Below are 19,069 nucleotides of genomic sequence, written 5' to 3' on the forward strand. Positions count from 1 at the left end.
ATGCAAAAGCAAGAATTTACCATCACCGTCTATACCGAAAACCAGATCGGCCTGCTGAACCGCATCGCCATCATGTTTTCCCGCAGGAAAATCAACATCGAAAGCCTGAACACCTCTCCTTCCGAAATCGAGGGCATCCACCGCTTTACCATCGTCATCCAGGAATTCGAAGACGTGGTCCGCAAGCTGTGCCGCCAGATCGAAAAACAGGTCGAGGTACTGAAGGCCTACTTCAACACCAACGAAGAGCTCATCTGGCAGGAAATGGCTTTGTACAAGGTCCCCACCGACGTCATCGCGGAGAAAGTCAAGGTCGAACGCCTGCTGCGCGAGTACGGGGCGAGGGCCGTCGTGATCCGCAAAGACTATACGGTCTTCGAAGCCACGGGACACCGGGAAGAAACCGACCGGCTGATCAAGGCCCTGGAGCCGTACGGCCTGATCGAGTTCGTACGTTCCGCCCGCGTCGCCATCATCAAGGACAGCAGCGGGTTCCACGAGAAGCTCAAGGAATTCGAGGCGCAGGAACCCGGCGAAGGCGTGATCGAGAACGAGTACCTGGGCAAGGGTACGGAAGTATTCAGCATGTAAAACAGCAACACACAATAACATCAAACTAAACAAATGGCAAAAATCAATTTCGGCGGGGTTGAAGAAAATGTAGTTACCCGCGAAGAATTCCCCCTGGCGAAAGCGCAGGAAACGCTCAAGAACGAAACCATCGCCGTCATCGGCTATGGCGTCCAGGGGCCCGGTCAGGCGCTGAACCAAAGGGATAACGGGATCAACGTCATCGTCGGTCAGCGGAAAAACTCCAAGACCTGGGACAAGGCCGTAAAAGACGGCTTCGTACCCGGCGAGACCCTTTTCGAGATCGAAGAAGCCCTGGAAAAAGGGACCATCATCTGTTATCTGCTGAGCGACGCCGCCCAGATCGAACTCTGGCCGACGGTGAAAAAACACCTCACCGCTGGGAAGGCGCTTTATTTTTCCCACGGCTTCGGCATCACCTTTAACGAGCAAACCGGCATCGTTCCTCCGAAGGACGTGGACGTATTCCTGGTCGCTCCCAAGGGTTCCGGGACATCGCTCCGCCGGATGTTCCTCCAGGGCCGCGGGTTGAACAGCAGCTATGCCATTTTCCAGGACGCCACCGGCAAGGCGCGTGACCGCGTCATCGCCCTCGGCATTGCCGTCGGTAGCGGCTACCTTTTCGAGACCAATTTCAAAAAAGAAGTATACAGCGACCTGACCGGCGAACGCGGTACCCTGATGGGCGCCATTCAAGGGATCTTCGCCGCCCAATACGAAACCCTGCGCAAACGCGGGCACTCTCCTTCCGAAGCCTTCAACGAAACCGTCGAAGAGCTGACGCAGTCCCTGATGCCGCTGGTGGCCGAAAACGGGATGGACTGGATGTACGCCAACTGCTCCACGACCGCCCAGCGCGGCGCCCTGGACTGGTGGAAGAAGTTCAAGGAAGCCACCCAGCCGGTGTTCGACGAGCTGTATGAAAGCGTAGCGACCGGCAAAGAGTCCGCACGCTCCATCGCGTCCAACAGCCAGAAGGACTACCGCGAGAAGCTCGACGCCGAGCTGAAAGAGCTCCGCGAAAGCGAGCTGTGGCAGGCCGGCAAAGCCGTACGCTCGCTGCGTCCGGAGAACCAGAAGGTGTAACGCGCGCCCGCGGCGCGCCGCAAAGGGCCGCCACCCGCGATCCAAGTTTTTTCCGCCCCGGGCGCCGACCCGGCCCCGGGGCTTTTTTAAAAGATACATGATGCCATCTACTACTTCACTAACACCCTTATCCGTCGACGCCGCATACGAGCGCCTGCGCAAGGTCGTCCGCAAGACCCCGCTGGAATACAACCAGCGCCTGTCCCAGCGGTACCGCTGCCATGTGTACCTGAAGCGCGAAGACCTCCAGGTGGTTCGTTCCTACAAAATCAGGGGCGCCTATAATATGATGGCCCAGCTGTCCCCGGACCTTTTGGCCAAAGGCGTCGTCTGCGCCAGCGCCGGGAACCATGCGCAAGGGTTTGCGTATGCCTGTCACCAGATGCAGGTAAACGGTACGATCTACATGCCCGTGATCACGCCCAAACAGAAGTTGCAGCAGGTGCGCAACTTCGGGGGCGACAAGGTCTCCGTGGTACTGGTCGGAGACACCTTCGACCAGTGCCTGAAAGAGGCCCTGCAATTCACCGCGGAGAAGGGGATGACGTTTGTCCCGCCTTTCGACCATCAAAGCATCATCGAAGGACAAGCCACCGTCGGAAAGGAAATCCTCGACGAGCTTCCCGGGATCGACTGGCTTTTCCTGCCCGTGGGCGGGGGGGGCCTGGCGGCGGGGACCGGCTTTTACTTCCGGACCTTTAGCCCGCAAACAAAAATCATCGGCGTGGAGCCCCAGGGCGCGCCCTCTCTGGCCCTTGCCCTGAAAGCAGGGGAACCGGTGACGCTACAGCAAATCGACACCTTTGTGGACGGCGCCGCCGTCAAAAGGATAGGGGAGGTCACGTTCCAATACTTAAAAGAGGTGTTGGACGACGTCCGCCTGGTGCACGAAGGCCAGGTGTGCTCGACCATCATCCGGCTGTACAACGAAAACGCCATCGTCGCGGAACCCGCGGGGGCCCTGGCCATCACCGCCCTGGAAGCCTATAAAAAGGAAATCGAGGGCAAGACGGTGGTGTGCGTGGTCAGCGGCGGCAACAACGACCTGGACCGGATGCCGGAAATCAGGGAACGGTCCCTGCGGTATGAAGGCCTGAAACACTACTTCCTGATCCGCTTCGCCCAGCGGCCGGGTGCACTCAAAGAATTTGTTTCCAATGTATTGGGCCCCAACGACGACATTGTACGCTTCGAGTATATGCAAAAGACGAACAAAGAGTCGGGTCCCGCCCTGGTGGGGATCGAGCTGCAGGCCCGCGAGGACTATCACCAGCTCCTGGCCAGGATGAAAGCCTACCAGATCAACTTTACGACACTGAACGATGACGACGAGCTGTTTGGGTATTTGGTGTAATTCACATATGTTCATAAGATTTTTGAATAAAATCTCGGATTTTTGTCGTAATATTGAACACTTCGCAACGATTGCTGCCTCCGTACGCTGATTTATTCATTTTGAGAAAGAGACATTGTGTACAACTGTAAACAACATTTGCTATGAGTAATGGAGGCTTATATAACGCAAGTTTCGAGCATGATGCCTGTGGTATCGGGTTTGTTGCAAACATCAAGGGTCATAAATCCCACCAGATTGTTTCAGATGCCCTCACCATCCTGGAAAACATGGAACACCGCGGCGCCTGTGGTTGTGAAAACAACACGGGTGACGGAGCGGGGATCATGATCCAAACACCCCACGAATTCTTTTTTGAGGAGTGCCTGAAACTAGGCATCCACCTGCCCGCGTACGGGCGGTATGGCGTAGGCGTCTTATTTTTCCCCAGAGAAATACGACTCAGGGAAGAATGCAGGTCTATTTTCCAAAGGGCCGCGGAGCGCCTGGGCCTGGAAGTGTTGACTTACCGGCGTGTGCCGGTGATCGCCGATCCCATCGGCCCCACGGCCTTGTCCGTGGAGCCGGAAATGGAACAGGTCTTTATCGCCTGCCCGGACCACATCCAGCACCCGGACGACTTCGAACGGAAGCTGTTTGTGCTGCGCAACTATGCATCCCACACGATCCGCAATACGGTTCGTAAGGATGCCATAGGATTTTACATCGCCTCTCTGTCCTACAAGACGGTGGTGTATAAGGGCCAGCTGACCTCCGGACAAGTCCGCCAATATTTCCCCGACCTTTCGCACAAACGTTTGGTGTCTGCCTTCGGGTTGGTACACTCGCGTTTTGCTACCAATACGTTCCCTTCCTGGGATTTGGCGCAGCCGTTCCGGTTTATCGCGCACAACGGGGAGATCAACACCCTCCAGGGGAACCTGAACTGGCTCAAGACGAGCGAGCGCGGGTTTACGTCTCCTTACTTCAGCCAGGAAGAGATGGACATGATCCTGCCCGTCGTCGCCGGCAACCAGTCGGACTCGGCCTGTCTGGACAACATGATCGAACTCCTGTCGCTGACCGGCCGTTCGCTGCCCCACGTCATGATGATGCTCATCCCCGAGGCCTGGGACGGCAACGACCAGATGGACCCGGTGAAAAAGGCTTTCTACGAGTACCACGCGTCCATCATGGAACCCTGGGACGGCCCCGCCTCCATCTCGTTCACGGACGGCAAGATCATCGGCGCTACGCTGGACCGTAATGGTCTCCGCCCCTCGCGCTATTGCATCACCAACGACGACCGCGTCATCATGGCCTCCGAAACGGGCGCCCTGCCGGTGGACCCGAAGACGGTCATTGAAAAGGGCCGGCTCCAGCCGGGCAAGATGTTTGTCGTCGACATGGAACAAGGCCGGATCATCAGCGACGAAGAACTGAAGAATACGATCTGTTCCCAGAAGCCTTACGGCGAATGGCTGAACAAATACAAGATCCGCATGGACGAGCTCCCGGAACCCCGGGTCACCTTTACCCACCTGGAGCACGACCAGATCTTCAAATACCAAAAGGCCTTCGGGTACTCCACGGAGGACCTGGATACCCTCATCGCGCCCATGGCCCTCGGCGGGAAAGAACCCGTGGGCTCCATGGGGAACGATACACCCCTGGCAGTCCTGAGCGATCAGCCCCAACACCTGGCGAACTACTTCAAGCAATTGTTTGCGCAGGTGACCAACCCGCCCATCGACCCCATCCGCGAAAGGATGGTCATGTCGCTGGCGACGTTTGTGGGCAGCACGGACAACCTGCTGGCGGAAGATCCCCTGGCCTGCCATACGGTGGCGTTGCACCAACCGGTGCTCACCAACCACGAGCTGGAAAAGATCCGTTCTATAGACACGGGTATTTTCCAGGCAAAAACGCTCCAAACCTATTTCCGGGCCAACGGGCAACCCGGTGCCCTCAAAGCGGGTCTCGACCGGCTTTGCCGGTACGCGGTGGATGCCGTGGACGACGGCTTCAAGGTCCTTGTCCTGACCGACCGCGCCATCGACTCCGAACACGCGGCCATTCCGTCCCTGCTCGCCGTATCGGCGGTGCACCACCACCTGTCCCGCAAGGGACTCCGGGGTAAGGTCGGCATCGTTATCGAGGCCGGGGACGTATGGGAAGTCCACCACTTCGCCTGCCTGATCGGCTTTGGCGTAACAGCGGTCAACCCTTACCTGGCGTTGTCCACCATCCGCGACATGAAGTTGTTTGGCAAGCTCCAGACCGACCTCGACGTAGAACAACTCAAAAAGAATTATATCAAAGCCGTCTGCGACGGGTTGTTGAAGGTCTTCTCCAAGATGGGGATCTCCACGTTGCAATCTTACCAAGGCGCGCAGATCTTCGAGATCATCGGGCTCAACAAAGCCGTCGTCGATACCTACTTCAGCGGTGCGGTCTCCCGCATCGAAGGCATGGGGCTTGACGAGATCGCCAAGGAAACCCTCGCCCGTCACTTCCTCGGATTCAGCCGTAAGGAAGCCCCGGTCGACCGTCTCCCCGTAGGTGGCGTGTACCAATGGAAACGCAAAGGGGAAGCGCACCTGTTCAACCCGACGAGCATCCACTATCTCCAGTTGTCCACCCGGACCAACGACTATAGTGTATTCAAGAAGTTCTCCAAGACCATCAACGACCAGGATGAGAAGGCGCTCACGCTCCGCAGCCTGTTAACGTTCAAACGGACCCGCCCCTCGATCTCCATCGACGAGGTGGAACCCGAAGAGAACATTTATAAACGTTTTGCGACGGGCGCCATGTCCTTTGGCTCCATTTCGCACGAAGCCCACTCCACGCTCGCTATCGCGATGAACCGTTTGGGTGGGAAAAGTAACACAGGCGAAGGGGGGGAAGACCCCGCCCGGTTCGAACGCCTGCCGAACGGGGACTCCATGCGCTCCGCGATCAAACAGGTGGCTTCCGCCCGTTTCGGGGTGACCAGCCTCTACCTGACCGAGGCCGACGAGCTCCAGATCAAGATGGCCCAGGGCGCCAAGCCCGGGGAAGGCGGACAGCTCCCGGGTCACAAGGTGGATGACTGGATCGCCAAGACCCGGCACTCCACGCCCGGTGTAGGCCTGATTTCGCCTCCGCCCCACCACGACATCTATTCCATCGAGGACCTCGCCCAACTGATCTTCGACCTGAAGAACGCCAACCGGGCCGCCCGCATCAGCGTCAAGCTGGTGTCCAAGGCGGGTGTCGGCACCATCGCCGCCGGTGTGGCCAAGGCCAAGGCAGACGTCATCGTCATCGCCGGTCACGACGGGGGCACGGGCGCATCGCCCATCAGTTCCATCCGTCACGCCGGTCTGCCCTGGGAACTCGGCCTCGCCGAAACCCACCAAACCCTGGTCCGCAACAAGCTGCGCAGCCGGGTCACCGTTCAGACCGACGGCCAGCTCCGCACGGGCCGCGACCTCGCCGTCGCCGCGCTCCTTGGCGCCGAAGAATGGGGTATCGCCACCGCCGCCCTGGTCGTGGAAGGATGTATCATGATGCGCAAGTGTCACGTCAACACCTGCCCCGTGGGTATCGCCACGCAAGACGCCGAGCTCCGCAGCCGTTTTGCCGGGGACCCCGACCACGTCGTCAACTTTTTCAAATTCCTGACCCGCGAACTGCGCGAGATCATGGCGGAACTCGGTTTCCGCTCGGTCAACGAGATGATCGGCCAGGTCTCCAACCTGCAGGTCCGCGAGGATATCAAACACTGGAAGTATAAAAAACTTGACCTGAGCCCCATCCTCTACGAAGAACCCGCGGCCGCAACGACCGGGCTCTTCTGCCAGGAAGACCAGGACCATGGTTTGATCGGCGTTCTTGACTGGAAGCTCCTCAAGGCCGCAGGGCCCGCCCTGGAAAAGGCACAGGCCGTACAGGCGTCGTTCCCGATCAGGAACACCGACCGCACGGTCGGGTCCATCCTCTCCAACGAGATCACCAAGAAGTACCGCGCCGCCGGCCTGCCCGATAATACGCTGCATTTCTCCTTCACCGGTACCGCTGGTCAGAGCTTCGGTGCCTTCAACACCCGCGGGATTACGCTGGAACTCGAAGGCGACGCCAACGACTACTTCGGCAAGGGCCTCTCGGGCGCCCGCCTGGTCGTATACCCCAGCCGTGAAGCCGCTTTCGTCGCCGAAGACAACATCATCATCGGAAACGTCGCCCTCTATGGCGCCACCGACGGTGAGGTCTTCATCCGCGGCAAGGCCGGGGAACGCTTCGCCGTCCGCAACTCCGGCGCCAACGCCGTTGTCGAAGGCGTCGGTGATCACGGTTGCGAATACATGACCGGTGGACGCGTCGTCATCCTCGGTGACACCGGCCGCAACTTTGCCGCCGGTATGAGTGGTGGCATCGCTTACGTCTACGATGCCTCCGGCCGCTTCTCCCGCAATTGCAACAAGGAGATGGTCGACCTCGATCCCCTGGCCGCCGACGACGTCGCGCTCGTCCAGGAGATGGTCAGCCGCCACTACGCGCATACCGGAAGCTCCGTGGCCCGGTTCATCCTCGACGACTGGGAAAACCAGCTCCTGCATTTCATCAAGGTGTTCCCGCAGGAGTACAAGCGTGTGCTGCAAAGCGCCGGCCCCGGCATTGTTGCCGCCGGCGTTCAACAAGATTACAAAAAGTCCAACGTGAAATAAGATGGGTAAGCCAACAGGATTTTTGGAATTTACAAGGGAAATGCCGTCCAAGCGGCCGGCAAAAGAGCGCGTGAATGACTACAACGAATTCGTGGAGCGCCTGGAAGACAACAAGCTCAACCAGCAGGCCGCGCGTTGTATGAACTGCGGCATCCCCTTCTGCCACAGCGGTTGCCCATTAGGCAACGTCATCCCCGAATTCAACGACGCCGTTTATCAGAAAAACTGGGCCGAGGCCTACGAGATCCTCAGCTCTACGAATAACTTCCCCGAGTTCACCGGCCGCATCTGCCCCGCGCCCTGCGAAAGCGCCTGCGTCCTCGGCATCAACCAGCCCCCCGTCGCCATCGAGGAGATCGAGAAACACATCATCGAGATCGCCTTCGACAAAGGCCTCGTCAAACCCCGGGCCCCCAAGGTCCGCTCCGGCAAAAAGGTTGCCGTCATAGGCTCCGGCCCCGCCGGTCTTGCCGCCGCCGCCCAACTCAACGCCGCCGGTCACCAGGTCACTGTCTACGAACGCGACGACGCCCCCGGCGGTCTCCTCCGCTACGGCATCCCCGACTTCAAACTCGAAAAATGGGTCGTCGAGCGCCGGATCAAGTTGATGATGGAAGAAGGCGTCGAATTCCGCCTCAACGCCAACGTCGGCGTCAACATTTCCATCAACGACATCCTCCGCGAATACCAGGCCATTATCCTCGCCGGTGGCAGTACCATTCCCCGCGACCTCCCCGTTACCGGCCGTTCGTTGAAGGGTGTTCACTTCGCGATGGACTTCCTCAAACAACAAAACAAACGCGTCAGCAACGCCGAAATCGCCGCCGAGGAGATCCTCGCCGGTGCGAAAAACGTCATCGTCATCGGTGGTGGCGACACCGGCTCCGACTGCGTAGGCACCTCCAACCGCCAGGGCGCTGTCAGCGTCACCCAGTTCGAGCTCATGCCCAAACCGCCCGCGGGCCGCACAGACTTCATGCCCTGGCCCACATACCCCATGATCCTCAAAACCACCACCTCCCACGAGGAAGGTTGCGAGCGCCACTGGGCCATCGCCACCAAGGCCTTTGTCGGTGACGCCGACGGCAATTTGAAAGCCCTCCGCGTCGTCGACCTCGAATGGGCCGTTGCCGAAGACGGCCGCCCCGCCCGCTTTGTCGAGCGCGAAGGCTCCGAACGCGACATGCCCTGCGAGCTCGCCCTGCTCGCCATGGGTTTCGTCCACCCCCAACACGAAGGTTTATTGAACCAGCTCGGCGTCGAACTCGACGACCGCGGCAACGTCAAAGCAACCGAAAAGAACTATCAGACGAACATCGCCAAGATCTTCACCGCCGGTGACATGCGCCGTGGCCAGTCCCTGGTCGTATGGGCCATCAGCGAGGGCCGCGAATGCGCCCGTCGTGTGGACGAGTTCCTGGTCGGAGCCTCCCTGCTCGAAAGCAAGGACCGCTCCCTCATTAGTCAGGCTGTGTAAACCCGACATAGCGTTTTTTCTTCATGTCTCGATGGAAGCCCCGGTTCCCCGGGGCTTTTGCCGTTGCGGCGCCCTCTTGTGGGGGGCGCCCTGCGCCGTACATTGGCGCCCGCGGTCCTCATTTTAGCCTGTGGCCCTCATTTTTGCCTGGGACCGTCACTGGCTCCGCCTTAGACTCGCCAGCCACAACACGTCTCCCGCGATGATCAGCCCGATGGGTACCAGGTCCACGAGCGCATTGTGCGAGCCCCCCGGCCCTGCCCCGGTCATACCCCGCACGATGTTGGCCAGATTGATCAGAAGGGTGAGGATCGCGAATATCGTCAAAGCCAGGACATAGCGCCGCCCGAGCGGCGTCGGCGCCGCCATCGCACGGATCACGCCGGCGGAGAGGATGAGCAAAATGGTTAGAATGACTGCCTGGAAAAGGTATGCCGTTGCCGGTGCGTCCTGCGGGATATAGTGGCCGCCGGCCCAGCCGTAGCCGGCGGCCATTAGTAGGATGGCGTAAATGCGAGGGGTGAAATGAGAGGTCATGATTGTGGGTTTGTCGTTAAAGTAACGATCCATTGTTATAAATCCTACAAATCCGCGACTGATGTTGCATCATCACCTCCACCTTTCACCGCCTGGTGCGTTAGCTCTTCTATTCACTGCTGGCGCCTGCTTACGGCCGAGATAACCTGGCTGGCCGACCATCGGCCCGGGAATTTGTGGGCTTGTGGAGCAAGGAGGACGCTGAGGCCATTGAAAAGGCTATTGAAGAAGGATGCGACTAATTCCTGCTCCTCAAATACTGATCCGGAGTCAATACTGCCAACTGACTCTGTTTGTAGTCTTTGATATTTCTGGTAATAATTAGCGCAACCCCTTCATCCACGGCAGCATAGTGTTGCAATGCATCTTCAAAATCGTTGAAATCCGATCCCAGGGCTTGCATAACAGCACCTTTAGAAAGTCCGATAACATCGATCAGTCTTGCCAGTTGGTTAAGTTTCTCGACGACTTTCTTGTGCGTTCCAAGTTTTCTCAAAACATAGTAAGCATTCGAGAACACCAAGCCGCTTGTGCAGATGGATATTTCCTTTTTTTCCGACAATGAAAAAATCCTTGCCGCATCGAGCGCAAATGGCTCCCTGGCAATCATAAAATCAAGGATTACATCGGTATCTATAAAGATCTTATTCAAACTTATGCCTCTTTGCCTCTGTGAGAATATTCTTATAGTCAAAATTGGCGGGAGCCTTAAATGAACCCATCAATGATTTTACAGACGGCGTCAATTCCGAAGCCTGCTCATTGACAGGCCCCGTTAGCGATTTGAAATAACTTTCTACCAGCTCCGAAACACTTCGACCTTTTGCCTTTGCATATCGCTTGGCACCTTGAATGACCTTATCGTCCAAAGTCAATGTCAGTTTCGTGGTCATACACGTGTAAATTATTTTACAAAAATACGTATTTCGATAGCACTTTCCTAATTTTAATCGGTCGGAAAGGCGGTCCTTTTGCGCCCGCTCAGCCGGAGTTAGCGCATGATCAACCGGTCGATCAACGCCTGCACCTCAGAAGGGGGCCTTGCCTCGACCAAACGCGCCTGTGTACCGGGTCCGGCCTCGGCGTTGGGCCCGGGTGTCCACGTATCCTTTCCGTCGGGGGCGATCGAAATGTGCCCATACTCTAAATGATAAAAAGGCGCCACACCCTTCACCGCGACCAGCACCGCCGTTTCATCCCAGCTTTTGCGCCCGGCGCTGTCTTCCGGTGCAAGAGGGATGGAAATGCGGAAAACGTCCTTGACCGGGCTGTGCTGAATGGTGGAAGAATGTATGAGCGGAAGGCCACATAATACGCGCTCCCCAATTTCAAACCCGCTAAAAATGATGGGCGTCGGCCAATGGCTAAATACAAAAGCCGAAGCCGGCGCGTCTTTCATTACATTGAATTCGTACCCGGAAGGAAAACGGCCGGCCATGCTGACCAGCAGGCGGACCTTGCGGCGGACGAGCGCCAAGCCGGGCAAAGGGGAAAGCGAATCGGGAGCGCTAGATAAAAGATGAGAAAGATTCGTAAGAAACCCCACGGTAATGATCGTCACGGAAGAGTCGGGCGCCAATGCCAGCACCCGCCGGTACACCGAAACGGCATCGTCGTCAAAATTGGAATGTGGATACCGCGCCAAAAGCGTATCCGTCCAGTGCTGCCAGTCCCTTAGCATCAAACCGCCCAAAGGCGCCACCCCGATGGGTATGGAAGGCCGGTGAAAATACGTATTGAACACAGACAGCACCCCACCCACGCCGGGATAGCGCGTACTGGCTACGGTGGCCAACACACGAATAAGCCCGCTATCCGCGTAAACATGCAACATCGTGATCGCCCCCACGTCGTCATAGTCGGGGCCCATGTCGCTGTCGAAAATAACGCGCTTTTGGGCCTGAAGGGTCAGGCCGGCGCCCAGGCAGACAAAGAGAAGGAGGATTTTCACCCGTCTAAGGTAAAAGGAATATTTTTACGGGACTTATGACAAAAACATCGCTTTGCCTGTTGATCGCATTGGCTGCAAACCTGCGCATATATGCCCAGGTCCAGCCGTACGGCCCCTTGCCGACGCCCCGGCAACTGGAATGGGAAGACCGGGAGTTTTACCTCTTCGTGCATTTCGGTCCCAACACCTTTACCGATCTGGAGTGGGGGAAAGGGACGGAAAAAGAAGGTGTCTTCAACCCAACCGCCCTGGACTGCCGCCAGTGGTGCCGCATCGCCAAAGCCGCGGGGGCTAAGGGGATCATCATCACCGCCAAACACCACGACGGGTTTTGTCTCTGGCCCAGCCGTTACTCCACCCATACGGTGGCCCAAAGCGCTTGGATGGACGGGAAAGGGGATGTGCTCAAAGAACTGGCGAAGGCCTGTAAGGAATACGGGTTGAAGATGGGGGTCTACCTCTCTCCATGGGACCGTAACCATCCCCTTTATGGAACAAAAGAATACAACCAGGTCTACATACACATGATGGAGGAAATAGTAAAACGCTATGGCCCCTTCTTTGAGTTCTGGTGGGATGGGGCCAACGGCGAAGGACCCAACGGGAAGAAGCAGATATATACTTTCCACGAGTTCGAACAGACGATGCGGCGGATCGCGCCCAATACCCCCATCTTCAGCGACATCGGCCCGGACATCCGCTGGGTGGGCAACGAGCGTGGGATCGCGGGCACGACCAATTGGGACCTGCTGGATACCGCCGGTTTTACGCGGGGAGCGGGGGCTCCGCCGGTGGATACCCTCAACCAGGGAAATGTCGACGGGCACCTTTGGCTTCCCGCCGAGTGCGACGTCAGTATCCGGCCGGGCTGGTTCTACCATGCTGATCAGGACACCGCCGTAAAAACGCCCGGGCAATTGTTCCAACTGTACCTGGCATCGGTTGGCCGGGGCGCAAACATGCTGTTGAATGTTCCCCCGGACCGGAGAGGACAGTTTACCGCCTATGACTCCGCCGCCCTGGTGGGATTCCGCCACCTGCTGGAGGAGAGCTTCGATAAGCCTCTAAAGGGAATGGTCATGTCGGGACAGATAGGAACGGGCGAGGCGGGGGCGCTGGCAGACGGGAATGGACAGACTTATGTATCCCTGGGCGCAGGTTATAAAAACAACTACCTGGAGGTTGTTTTCCCCAAACCCCAAATGGTGAACTGCGTCGTTCTCCAGGAACCCATTCAAATGGGACAACGGGTAAAGGCCTTTTCTATCCAAACGGTCAACGAGGACGGAACCGTGTACGAGGTACAACAAACCACCATCGGGCATAAGCGTATCCTGACTTTTCCGGCGCAAAAAGCGAAGTTTGTTCGTCTACGCGTGACCGATGCCAAAGCGGAACCGCTGATCGGGGAGTTTACCGTGTACCGTATCCCGGACCGGTTAGTGCTTCCATAACCGGTTCACCACCCACCCCAGCAGGTACCAGGTCGCCAGGAAGGCGCCCGTCTCCAGGGTGAAGCTGCCGAACTTGTAAAAGCATTCGGCGAGCACCCAAGAGGCCAGCAGGGTGGGGGTTTCACGGTACAGTAACGATTTTGTCCCGAGCTTATTCAATAACGTATACATGGTCGTTGTCTTTTAGAAAGTGGGTGGACGTTTGAAAATGATGGCGGCGGGCCAGTGTTTGTCGTGGCTGCTGACACGGACGGTGACCTCGATCCGTTCTTCCCAGGCACGGTAGACGAGTTTTTCCACCTCTCTTTCGCGGCCTTTGAAGTGCTTATGCTCGCCCGCCAGCGTCAGGAAATCGAAACCCTCGAAGTCGCCGAAGCGATCAAAAACGATGCCTGTCACCTTGCCGGTATACTCGGGCGGGACGATCAAAATAGGATTGATATACCCCGTGGGCGAAGGCGGGATGAGCCCAGGGTTTCCGCCAAGCCCCGTAACTCTCCCTTCTATATATGCAATGAGCCTTTTTAGGACGGGGTACCAGCGGTTGGTCGGTGCCATCTGCCCGAGCCTCCACTTGAGTATCGCGAGCTTTGTTTCTTCAGGTGCCAGGAGCTCCTTGCTGGTGGCGATCGGGATCGTGACCTGGAAGGTGCCGATGATGTACCTCCAGGCCCGGGGGCGCGGCGGCGCCACCGACCGGCTGGCGACCTGCAACTGAGGCGGCGGAGGTGGCGGAGGTGGCGGCGGGGGCGGGGTTTTTTCGGTGAACCGCCAGGTCCCGATGCGCCGCACGAGCACATTATACGACTCCCCGGCCCGGACGGTCGTCGGCAGGTCGAGCGTGAACAAACCGGCGAAATTCTGCCCCGTGCCAGGTGGAATGGGGAGGTAGGTCACGGCCTCGGTCACCGTGCATTGCAAAGTGTGGGGATCGGATGCCGACCAGAAGTTGGTCGCGTACATTTTGGACGCCAGCGCGAGCACGTCGGCGGCCTTCACCTGCGGCCAGTAGATGCTGGCGACACTACCGCGGGGAACATCTCCCCAGACGATCATGAGCTCGTCGGGGTAGCCCAAGATGCCCGGCCCCCCGATGCTCAACACAGGGCTTGGGCGCAGGTCGAACGACTGAGGTATCCGGTGCGCGTCCGCCGGCCCGGGATTATCCCCCGGTGTAATCTGCAGGTTGCGTTGCGCGAGTTTATCCGAATTCTCGGGGCTGATGGTAGCCCCCGGAGGGGTTGGTATGGGCGCCAGGTCATAAGCGATCTGGGCCACCATGCAGTGGTGGGTGCCGGCGGCGGTGAAGTTGACCTGTACCGAAAGGTCATAGACGTTGATGAAGCAACCGAAATAGTGATAAGCCGTGTCCCCGCTGGCGATGGTGATGTCCTTGTTGTTGAACCCCATGGGGCCATAGTCGGAGGTTTCGGTGGCGGTGGAAAAATCCCCGGTGGCAAAGAACGGATAGGTCGTGTTCCCCACGCCGGGCAGGGGTTGATCGGGAAAACCGCCTGTATCGAAGTGACTTTGATAGGTCGTGGACGTGATATAGTCCGTGTCGATGGTCTGCGTGTTCCACAGGCGGAAAAAGACCTTGACGCCCGAAGCCGTATGCCCGGTAGCGCCTTTGAGCCTTACCCTCGCCACGGCAAAGTTATAGCTGATAAAAGGATGCATGGCGTCCCCCGGATTCGGAACGCTGGGTGTGACCGAAGAATCGCCGGTGAGCGCACCGCTTTGGCCCGCCATCAACGCAAAGGGGTCACCGGAAGAAGAATAACTTCCATTGAGATAGTCGACCACGCCTTGAATATAGTTATAGGCGGCCGTTGGGTCCTGTTGGGTGAAAGGGGTAGACCCCGTGGGCATAAAGGCAGGCGCCCCGGGCATGCCTTGGGCAAGCGCGGCAACCCCGGGCGTGATGGTAAAGACGCGCAGATCCTGGCTCAACCAGAACACATTGTCATGGCTGGGATCGACGTTGGTGAAGTACGGATCTTCGCCTCCCACCAGCTCGAATTCTGCGCTGGTGGATATGCCGGACGCCCGGCCGGTAAAGGAGATCGAGGCGTTCATCGGCTCGTACACGGCGGCTCCTGTCGGTGTAGGGAAAGGCGGTACGGGTGCCCCGTTAGGGAAATTGATCTTATAGGGAAATTGGATACGCTGGGGTATATCGGGTTGCCCCATCAATTCGTACGTGGGGAAGGCGAGGATTCCGGTATGATCCTCGGTCACCTGGGTAATGGGCGTGCCGCTGACCACCAGGTTGTCAAACGCCCCCGAAAGGGAGGGTACGGTGCCCGTTCCAAGCGCATTTGGAGAAATATTGTCGACGACGACGCAAAAGGCGTCGGAGTACGTAGGGCTGTCGGTTACTTCGTCGACGCCATACGTGCTTTTGTTGATCTGGAAGTTGATCGACGGCATCGCCAGGGGCGCGCCCCAGACCTGTTCGAAGTCGTTGGTGCTGCCCCTCCTGTCCGTCCAGCAGGCAAAAAACTGCCCGGCATTGCCCGTCAACCCGAGGTAGTCCCCGTATTGCTGGGGATTGTCCGAAGAGTCCAGGGGGTTGACGGCTTCGTTGGTGGGCGCGGTCGTGACCTTGACGGCCTTTGTCCACGTCGCCCCGTTGTCGACGGAGCTTTGCATCCAGACGTCTGCCTTCAAACGGCCGGGATCGGCAACGGTATCGTAATAGATGACCATCAGGTCCCCATTGGTTTCGTCCACGGCCAGACGCGGGAAGAACTGGTCGTTCAGGGAAGACTGGTCGTTGAGCTTGGTGGGCGTTCCCCAGTGCTGACCGCCGTCGCTGGAGCTGCAGAACCAGATCCGGGTTTTGCACGGACTGCTGGTATCGCTGCCAGGGGCGTCCGATTGCGCGTTACAGCCCGAACCGCCGGCCAGGTCCATCCATACGGCATATACCATGTCCAACGAAGCGGTTTTGTAACAGCCCCCGGATATATACACCAGGCAAGACCGCTCTGACTGGGCGGGGATCGTCACCAGGAAGGAGGATTTGAGCGTGGCGATCTGTGTGGGCGAGCTCCCCAGGGCGGTGTAGGTATTGCCACCGTCCGTGGATTTGACCATCAGCACGGTCAGACCGCCCGCGTTTGGCCAAAAAACAAAAATGTCTCCGTCTGCGTTTGTTTTGACGTCGCCCCCGTCGGCGGTGAACGTGGTTTCTGACCCGTTGACCTGAACGGCGGCGTCCCAGGTAGTAGACGTGCTTTTTTTCCGGGCCACAAAGGCATTTTCGTTGTTATGCCAGGTCGCGTAAATATTGTCCCGGTGTGGGGAACTGGCGCTATGGTCTACCCATATTGCCGGCTTGTCCGTCAGGGTCTGACTGCTGGGAGACAGGGTCGCGTCAAAGGTCCAGTTCTGGCCGCCATCGATGGATTTGAAGCTCCTCAAGGCAAGGTTGGTCACCGCGGCGTTGATGCCGATCGTGAGCGCCCAGGCGGTTCCGTCCGAAGTCCAGTCGACTGCGGGGTCACTTTGGAAACTGTCCCCGGTCGCTTGGGGCAGGTAGGATTGTCCCCAGGTGGCGCCTCCGTCTGAGGAGTAGAACTGTGCCTGGGTTTCGACGACGCCGAGATGGGTATTGACGTTGGAGGCGCCGATGATCTGGTTCATGTTGTTGTAGTTGAACCGGACGTCGGACTCGCTCCGGCCGCTGGTTTGCGTACCGGAGAGGAGGAGGTTAGTGGCCATGGGATCCTCCTTTTTCAGATGTTGAAGAATCGCCGGTTTGCGGCAGGTCCTGGTGATTGACCATCCATTCCCGGATGTCCCTTATGGCAAGCGGGTAGGCCACCCGGGAGCCCGGCGGCCCTAGTTCCGGGTGTTGTTTCCGGAAATAGATCCGGATCCAGGGCGGCTGCTTCAGCGCGTCGTTGACCTCGTCCGGATAAAGCATCGTGAGATCCTGGTTAGCCCTGACCAGGGCATCCAACGCCGTTCCGGGCTGGATGTTGTCTTTGGTAAGTTGTTCTTCCAAGGAGGGCCATTTTGGTGTTGAAGGTTGCTGAGACATGAGGAGGGAGGTGTGTGCCGCCAAGCTAGAGAGAATCCAGTCAAAGAAAGAATCGTTAACGAAGTTGCGTAGTATTACCTGAGATCATGCGTATAAAGTCTGAATCCGGGGTCACGCTCTTGACATTATGAAAACGGTTTCGTAAATAAAACGGCTGCGATTACGCGATATGTAAAAAAAAGAGGGATATTCGATTGTGGACGCTATCGTATTTGCTTGCTATTTTGTCCTGGTCGCTTTCTATGGCTTCTGGGTCTATCGAAAAAAAGGGAGAGCCACCTCGGGTGGCACCAAGGAATATTTTCTAGCCGAAGGATCGCTCACTTGGTGGGCAATAGGCGCCTCTATCATTGCTTCCAACATCTCCGCGGAACAGTTCATTGGAATGAGCGGAGATGGGTTTTTTGCCGGGATGGCCGTCGCCGTCTACGAGTGGCTGGGCGCGGTGGCGCTCATCATCGTGGCGGTGTTCTTCATGCCCGTGTACCTGAAGAACCGGATCTACACGATGCCGCAGTTCCTGAAGACGCGTTACAATGAAACCGTGGCGTTGATCATGTCCGTCTTCTGGCTGTTCCTGTATGTCTTCGTCAACCTGACGTCGATCTTATACCTCGGCGCCCTGGCCATCAACGGTCTTTTGGGGGGCGCTTACTTCCACCTGGTACTGATCGCCCTGTCGGTGTTTGCACTGTTCATTACCCTCGGCGGGATGAAGGTCATCGGGTACACCGACGTGATCCAGGTGTCCGTGCTCGTCATCGGCGGGCTCGCCACGGTGTATATCGCCCTGACCATCGTGAGTACACGATTTGGTTTCGGGAAAGACTTCATCGCGGGTTTCAAGGTGTTGCTTCGTGAGGCACCCGACCACTTCCACATGATCTTCCACAAACCCGGCCCGAACACGCCCCAGGTCGACATCAACAAATACCTGATCCTCCCCGGTATCACGATGTACATGGCCGGGCAATGGATCAACAACCTGAACTATTTCGGATGTAACCAATACATTACCCAGCGCGCGCTCGGCGCAGACCTGCCCACGGCCCGGTCGGGGATCCTTTTCGCCGGGGTGATGAAACTTTTCATGCCCATCATCGTCATGCTTCCGGGCATCGTCGCCTGGGTGTTGTACAAGAACGGCCAGTTACCGCAATTGAGCGCCACCGGGAAGGACGGCGCGTATGCCGCCATCCTTGGATTCCTGCCCAATGGGCTCCGCGGTCTTTCCATCGCCGCCCTCACCGCCGCCATTGTGGCGTCGCTTGCCGGCAAGTCCAACAGCATCTCGACGATCTTCACCCTCGACATCTATCGCCGCTATATCAAAGTAGGCGCCAGCGAGCGTCGCATGGTATGGATCGGCCGCCTTTCCACCATCGTCGCGCTTTGTATGGCCATCATCCTGACCTGGCACGACATGCTCGGCATCGGTGGCAGCGGGGGGTATACGTTTATACAAAAATATACCGGCTACATCAGCCCCGGTATCTTCGCCACGTTCATCTTAGGGATCTTCTGGAAAAAAACCACCGGCACCGCCGCCATCACCGGCATCGTGGCCGGCTTCCTCGGCTCCATCTTTTTCGGACAGTTCGCCGTCCGGCTCTTTGGTCCCGAAACGCTCCTCTATACCGCATTTCCGAACGGTCACGGTGCGTACGAGATCCCCTTCTTTGTCTGTATGGGCTGGGTATTTTTCTTTACCCTCCTGCTCATGATCGGGCTCAGCCTCGCCGGCACGGCCGACAAAGCCAAAGCCATCCGCCTCGACGCGTCCATGTTCCGCCTCAGCCGCGCCAACTGGCTGCTCATCGCGTTCATCCTCCTGGTGCTGTCCGCCCTGTACGTCCGGTTCTGGTAGGCAAGGTTTT

General features: G+C 57.9%; 14 protein-coding genes. 7 read left to right on the forward strand and 7 right to left on the reverse strand.

Annotated elements, in window-relative coordinates; all coding sequences use genetic code 11:
- The 5 genes from ilvN (at position 1) to EDB95_RS25600 (ending at position 9,199) form a co-directional block, all read left to right on the forward strand.
- Positions 1-591 carry an acetolactate synthase small subunit gene (ilvN, locus tag EDB95_RS25580; RefSeq protein WP_133999380.1) on the forward strand — a complete coding sequence of 197 codons (591 nt, stop codon included), beginning with the start codon at positions 1-3 and terminating at the stop codon, positions 589-591.
- A gap of 33 nt (positions 592-624) precedes the next feature.
- A complete protein-coding gene (gene ilvC / locus EDB95_RS25585; RefSeq protein ID WP_133999383.1) occupies positions 625-1,677 on the forward strand; it encodes a ketol-acid reductoisomerase in 1,053 nt (350 codons plus the stop codon).
- Positions 1,678-1,774: 97 nt separating this feature from the next.
- Positions 1,775-3,031 (forward strand): threonine ammonia-lyase, encoded by a 1,257-nt coding sequence (gene ilvA / locus EDB95_RS25590; RefSeq protein WP_133999385.1) that lies wholly within the window; start codon positions 1,775-1,777, stop codon positions 3,029-3,031.
- A gap of 143 nt (positions 3,032-3,174) precedes the next feature.
- On the forward strand, positions 3,175-7,722 hold the full coding sequence (gltB, locus tag EDB95_RS25595) for a glutamate synthase large subunit (protein WP_133999388.1): 4,548 nt from the start codon (positions 3,175-3,177) through the stop codon (positions 7,720-7,722).
- A 1-nt stretch (position 7,723) separates the two neighbouring features.
- Positions 7,724-9,199, forward strand: a complete 1,476-nt coding sequence (locus EDB95_RS25600) for a glutamate synthase subunit beta (RefSeq protein ID WP_133999391.1) — start codon at positions 7,724-7,726, stop codon at positions 9,197-9,199.
- Positions 9,200-9,355: 156 nt separating this feature from the next.
- On the opposite strand, the gene EDB95_RS25605 is transcribed toward EDB95_RS25600, so the two are convergent.
- The 4 genes from EDB95_RS25605 to EDB95_RS25620 all read right to left on the reverse strand — a co-directional run bounded on the left by EDB95_RS25605 (position 9,356) and on the right by EDB95_RS25620 (position 11,687).
- Positions 9,356-9,736, reverse strand: coding sequence for a hypothetical protein (locus EDB95_RS25605; protein WP_133999394.1), 381 nt, complete (start codon positions 9,734-9,736; stop codon positions 9,356-9,358).
- Between the two features lie 238 nt (positions 9,737-9,974).
- Positions 9,975-10,388, reverse strand: coding sequence for a type II toxin-antitoxin system VapC family toxin (locus EDB95_RS25610; RefSeq protein WP_133999397.1), 414 nt, complete (start codon positions 10,386-10,388; stop codon positions 9,975-9,977).
- Positions 10,381-10,629: a DUF6364 family protein gene (locus tag EDB95_RS25615; RefSeq protein WP_133999400.1), complete on the reverse strand. Its 249-nt coding sequence runs from the start codon at positions 10,627-10,629 to the stop codon at positions 10,381-10,383. Before EDB95_RS25615 ends, EDB95_RS25610 begins: the two co-directional genes overlap by 8 nt.
- A gap of 98 nt (positions 10,630-10,727) precedes the next feature.
- Positions 10,728-11,687, reverse strand: coding sequence for a nucleoside hydrolase (locus EDB95_RS25620; RefSeq protein WP_133999403.1), 960 nt, complete (start codon positions 11,685-11,687; stop codon positions 10,728-10,730).
- Between the two features lie 35 nt (positions 11,688-11,722).
- Here EDB95_RS25620 and EDB95_RS25625 point away from each other — a divergent pair, with 35 nt between their 5' ends.
- Positions 11,723-13,141, forward strand: coding sequence for an alpha-L-fucosidase (locus EDB95_RS25625; protein WP_133999406.1), 1,419 nt, complete (start codon positions 11,723-11,725; stop codon positions 13,139-13,141).
- On the opposite strand, the gene EDB95_RS25630 is transcribed toward EDB95_RS25625, so the two are convergent.
- The 3 genes from EDB95_RS25630 to EDB95_RS25640 are packed head-to-tail and all read right to left on the reverse strand — an operon-like array spanning position 13,127 to position 17,156.
- Positions 13,127-13,312, reverse strand: coding sequence for a hypothetical protein (locus tag EDB95_RS25630; protein ID WP_133999409.1), 186 nt, complete (start codon positions 13,310-13,312; stop codon positions 13,127-13,129). The genes EDB95_RS25625 and EDB95_RS25630 overlap by 15 nt on opposite strands.
- Positions 13,313-13,324: 12 nt before the next feature.
- Positions 13,325-16,870 carry a sialidase family protein gene (locus EDB95_RS25635; protein WP_133999412.1) on the reverse strand — a complete coding sequence of 1,182 codons (3,546 nt, stop codon included), beginning with the start codon at positions 16,868-16,870 and terminating at the stop codon, positions 13,325-13,327.
- Complete coding sequence (locus EDB95_RS25640) at positions 16,860-17,156, reverse strand: hypothetical protein (RefSeq protein ID WP_133999415.1); 297 nt, start codon at positions 17,154-17,156, stop codon at positions 16,860-16,862. The genes EDB95_RS25635 and EDB95_RS25640 overlap by 11 nt, the downstream gene beginning before the upstream one ends.
- Before the next feature lie 232 nt (positions 17,157-17,388).
- Here EDB95_RS25640 and EDB95_RS25645 point away from each other — a divergent pair, with 232 nt between their 5' ends.
- Entirely contained in the window at positions 17,389-19,059 is a 1,671-nt protein-coding gene (locus EDB95_RS25645) for a sodium:solute symporter family transporter (protein ID WP_246073785.1), read from the forward strand.
- The last annotated feature ends 10 nt before the right edge of the window (positions 19,060-19,069 follow it).

The sequence above is a fragment of the Dinghuibacter silviterrae genome (assembly GCF_004366355.1).
GTDB classification, from domain to species: Bacteria; Bacteroidota; Bacteroidia; order Chitinophagales; family Chitinophagaceae; genus Dinghuibacter; species Dinghuibacter silviterrae.

Bases quoted from the DNA above. Each gene is read 5' to 3' on its own strand.
- ilvN (WP_133999380.1), top strand. From the start codon at position 1: ATGCAAAAGCAAGAATTTACCATCACCGTCTATACCGAAAACCAGATC.
- ilvC (WP_133999383.1), top strand. From the start codon at position 625: ATGGCAAAAATCAATTTCGGCGGGGTTGAAGAAAATGTAGTTACCCGC.
- ilvA (WP_133999385.1), top strand. From the start codon at position 1,775: ATGATGCCATCTACTACTTCACTAACACCCTTATCCGTCGACGCCGCA.
- gltB (WP_133999388.1), top strand. From the start codon at position 3,175: ATGAGTAATGGAGGCTTATATAACGCAAGTTTCGAGCATGATGCCTGT.
- EDB95_RS25600 (WP_133999391.1), top strand. From the start codon at position 7,724: ATGGGTAAGCCAACAGGATTTTTGGAATTTACAAGGGAAATGCCGTCC.
- EDB95_RS25605 (WP_133999394.1), bottom strand. From the start codon at position 9,736: ATGACCTCTCATTTCACCCCTCGCATTTACGCCATCCTACTAATGGCC.
- EDB95_RS25615 (WP_133999400.1), bottom strand. From the start codon at position 10,629: ATGACCACGAAACTGACATTGACTTTGGACGATAAGGTCATTCAAGGT.
- EDB95_RS25625 (WP_133999406.1), top strand. From the start codon at position 11,723: ATGACAAAAACATCGCTTTGCCTGTTGATCGCATTGGCTGCAAACCTG.
- EDB95_RS25630 (WP_133999409.1), bottom strand. From the start codon at position 13,312: ATGTATACGTTATTGAATAAGCTCGGGACAAAATCGTTACTGTACCGT.
- EDB95_RS25635 (WP_133999412.1), bottom strand. From the start codon at position 16,870: ATGGCCACTAACCTCCTCCTCTCCGGTACGCAAACCAGCGGCCGGAGC.